Source organism: Clostridium sp. (assembly GCF_016650095.1).
Taxonomy (GTDB): Bacteria; Bacillota; Clostridia; order Clostridiales; family Clostridiaceae; genus Clostridium_AD.
In genome coordinates this window covers 1-3304 of the sequence record NZ_JAENWL010000395.1, presented here as the reverse complement: position 1 = coordinate 3304, position 3304 = coordinate 1, and the positions used below count along the sequence as shown (strand labels likewise).

General features: G+C 30.9%; 6 protein-coding genes. 1 reads left to right on the top strand and 5 read right to left on the bottom strand.

What is annotated here, in order from left to right:
- From JJE11_RS16935 to JJE11_RS16920, 5 genes are all read right to left on the bottom strand, one after another.
- The coding region (locus JJE11_RS16935) for a DUF1659 domain-containing protein (RefSeq protein ID WP_291637739.1) at positions 1 to 213 on the bottom strand (213 nt) is incomplete at its 3' end.
- Positions 214 to 296: 83 nt separating this feature from the next.
- Positions 297 to 659, bottom strand: a complete 363-nt coding sequence (locus tag JJE11_RS16930; RefSeq protein WP_366927960.1) for a sigma factor-like helix-turn-helix DNA-binding protein — start codon at positions 657 to 659, stop codon at positions 297 to 299.
- Positions 660 to 683: 24 nt separating this feature from the next.
- Complete coding sequence (locus JJE11_RS17830; RefSeq protein ID WP_366927959.1) at positions 684 to 830, bottom strand: hypothetical protein; 147 nt, start codon at positions 828 to 830, stop codon at positions 684 to 686.
- Positions 831 to 868: 38 nt separating this feature from the next.
- Positions 869 to 1975 (bottom strand): DnaD domain protein, encoded by a 1107-nt coding sequence (locus JJE11_RS16925; protein WP_291637737.1) that lies wholly within the window; start codon positions 1973 to 1975, stop codon positions 869 to 871.
- Between the two features lie 104 nt (positions 1976 to 2079).
- The gene (locus tag JJE11_RS16920) at positions 2080 to 2355 is read right to left on the bottom strand and encodes a hypothetical protein (protein WP_291637735.1); all 276 of its coding nucleotides are present in this window, start codon (positions 2353 to 2355) and stop codon (positions 2080 to 2082) included.
- 193 nt (positions 2356 to 2548) lie between these two features.
- On the opposite strand from JJE11_RS16920, the gene JJE11_RS16915 reads away from it, so the two are divergent.
- Entirely contained in the window at positions 2549 to 3205 is a 657-nt protein-coding gene (locus JJE11_RS16915; RefSeq protein WP_291637733.1) for a hypothetical protein, read from the top strand.
- Positions 3206 to 3304 lie beyond the last annotated feature (99 nt).

The following is a 3304-nucleotide window of genomic DNA, read 5'->3' as shown; positions in this document are numbered from 1 at the left end:
TAAGCTAAACTGATCTTGTCTGTCAATTCCGAATAATGGATAGGTTTTGATGTTTGAAATAGCTTGTCCAATTGCAAAAACGTTATCATCCACTGCAGTAACTTTTAGATTACTCATTGTCTTTGTTACATATTGGTCCTTTCCATTCTCGTCAACACCTACTTTCATCGTAAGTTTTAGAGCACTTGATACTTTTGTAGATACAACTGCCATATTAACCACCCCTCTCATTTTGTTTTCATTGAATATATATGCGCTTCTAAAGTTTTGTGCGATATTTATAAAAATATATAAATTTACATAAGGGCCCTAAGTTTTTCTAGCGCTTTCTTCTTAATTCTTGCAAATTGATGGTAGCTTTTATCACTATCACAGGCTATTTCACCTAGTGGTTGCCCCCAAATATAATATCTCTCAATTATTTCACGCTCAACTGGGTCCAATGTATCTAGTACCACGTATAATTTTTTCACTTCATCATATGCTATAACTTCGTCCTCTAAGGTAAATTCATAATTCGCTGCGCAATCAAAATCTAGCATATCATTGTTTGGAACTTCCCTAAAATGTTTTATTTCACCCTTCAGAAGGGCTTTGAAGTTCAATCTTATTGCATTTATGCAGTAGCCGTTGAAGCTATTGCTGCCTAGCTTATACATGGCAATTGCTCTTATGACTGAAAGTTACCCATGCTGGATTAAATCTTCAAGATCATAACCTGGAATGTAGTACCTTGAAGCTTCCTTGAATATAAGATATTTGAACTTTTCTATTATCTCTTCAGTAGCCCTGTCTTCTTTATTTTTAGCCTTTTCAACTAATTTTTCCATGATATGCACCGCCTTTTTAATTTTTATATAAAATACTTTTACTCCTCAGTATTTTTCCCAGTATCCAAATGTCCGAGCAACTGTTTCTCTAGGGTCTCAAAATCATATGTCCTTTGATCATAGTCACAAAAGCCACCTTTTTTCACGTTTTGGCTTTGGTAGCTAACCCTTTTACTAGCCCATTTTTTTTGATAGGCCTTTACCTCTTCACCTGTTTTTATGCCATTACCAATCCAGCTATCCAGTATTTTAGTAATATACTTCATAGTTTTTGCATTATAAATTATAGCCTCATCAATTGCCATAATGATGACCTCGCTAGCTACATGATTTGTAAATTCCAATATTTTTTCATATTCTAACGGTGTGATAGCATGTACATTTTCCTCGAATACCTTAATTATATTTTTTAACCCATCATCATTATTATTATCATCAGCAGTAGCAGAATCATCTTTAAATTTTATTAATGTTTTCTTTTTAGTTATCATTTCTTTTTTACTTATTACTTCTTCTTCTTCTTTTTTATTTATTACTTCTTGCTTCTTACTTATTACTTCTTCTTTATTACTTCTTATTCTATTACTTGGTAGGGGCTTGCAAGCCCCTACCAAGCACCTATTTATAAATTTATTAGCTTCAAATTCACTTAATTCCTGATTTTTATCCATTTTTGTAGCCTCATTATTAATTTGTGGCTCTATACTTTCTATTTTCTCGAAAATGTCCTCAAAATTGTTTTCAAAGATTTTATCTACCTCAAGTCCAATTTCCTGACATTTATCAAATAGTATCAAAATAAAATCTTTGTTTTTAACTTTTTTAAGTTCCCGATTTACACATTTTATTGTGTTCTGATTGTTAGGAACATTGTATTTAATCCAATTTATCATCATAAGCTCTTTTGTTTTTTCACAATATAAAATTTTATTATAATCACAGAACCTTTTAATTAACTTTTCTACAGTTTCCCTGTTGTATCCAGTATCCGTACCTATAGTTATTTTCGAAATCTCATATATACCCGACTGTGTTGTTTTATTATTTGTCATAAGATATAAATAGAAATATTTCTCCTCTGGAGTAAGCTCAAGAACAAAGCTGTCACTCCAAAATTCTGTATAAAGTTGTCTGTATTTAGCCATTATTTATTCCTCCTTTAAATCATCATCTTTGCAGCAGTTTATCTTCTACTATGCTGAACTGTTGTTAAAATTAATTGTATAAGTACAATAATTCGTTCTCTTACTTATTTATTTCCGCCGATTATTGTTAACTTCGTTTGCGTTATATCTTTGTCTACAGTTAATGGTTCAGGTAAAAAAATATATTCTCTATAGTCTAACTGATTATCTGTGCACCACCTCATTAATCCATTGAAGAACTTGAGCCCCGGAGTGTTGTTCTTAACCAGAACTCTATATACATGTGCTACATCTACACCAATAGCCTTAGATAGTTTAGTATAACTACTATCAAAGCATACTTCCAATAATTGTTGCAATGCAAATTTCTTTAAATTCATCTAGATCTTCCCCCTTAGAATATTACATTGTCTGTATCTAATAACATTGTTTGTATTTAATAACATTATTTGTTATTAATATATCATAATCATTGCATCAATACAACATTATTTAAAAATTATTTTTGTTTTTCATTCACATTGACTCCAAACAATAAAAAATGGTATAATGTGTATTAAAAGAGGTGATTAAATGTCTGACTATAGTAGATTTGATTTAGTTACATTTGCTATGTTACTTGAAAAAGCTAAAGGCGATCGTTCAATTAACCAATACGCAAATACAATTGATGTAAGTGCAGCTCACATCTCAAGGCTCCTACGACAACTAGTCAAATCACCACCAGCACCAGATACAATAAATAAAATAGCGAGTGCTGCATGCAATGGGGTCACTTATAGTGATTTAATGTTAGCTGCAGGACACATAAATGATAGAACTGAAGAAATATCTACAGAAAATAAGAGAATACAAATCATAGAAAATAAGAAGAAGTTTTTTCAAGTTATTCTGTCTGACTTATATACCCGTGATTTTCAGTGGAGCTTAAATAAAACCATAGACGGACCTGCTGATTTAATGCTTGAGATAACTAACTGGGAGTATTCTAAATGGTATATTCAAATTAAACCTTTTGTTAATACCACAATAATGTATAATGTGTATGGTCAAATAGCTACTAATGTTTTGGCATCAGATATAAAAGTATCTATAGCTGTTGGGAGTCAAAAGGAATTTGACCTTTTTGTAAATAACCCACCAAAGTCTCTAAGTGCAAATCTTTATGTCATGCTTATAGATTTAAAGAATGTAAAAATAATAAAAGAAGACAAGCTATGCCAGTATTAGTTGGTCATAGCTTGTCTTCTTCTTAATGTTATTGAAAGTTTATGTTACTAGGTTATAAGATAATTTATTTTTTCTTTCTAAAATACTCGAAACTAAAGT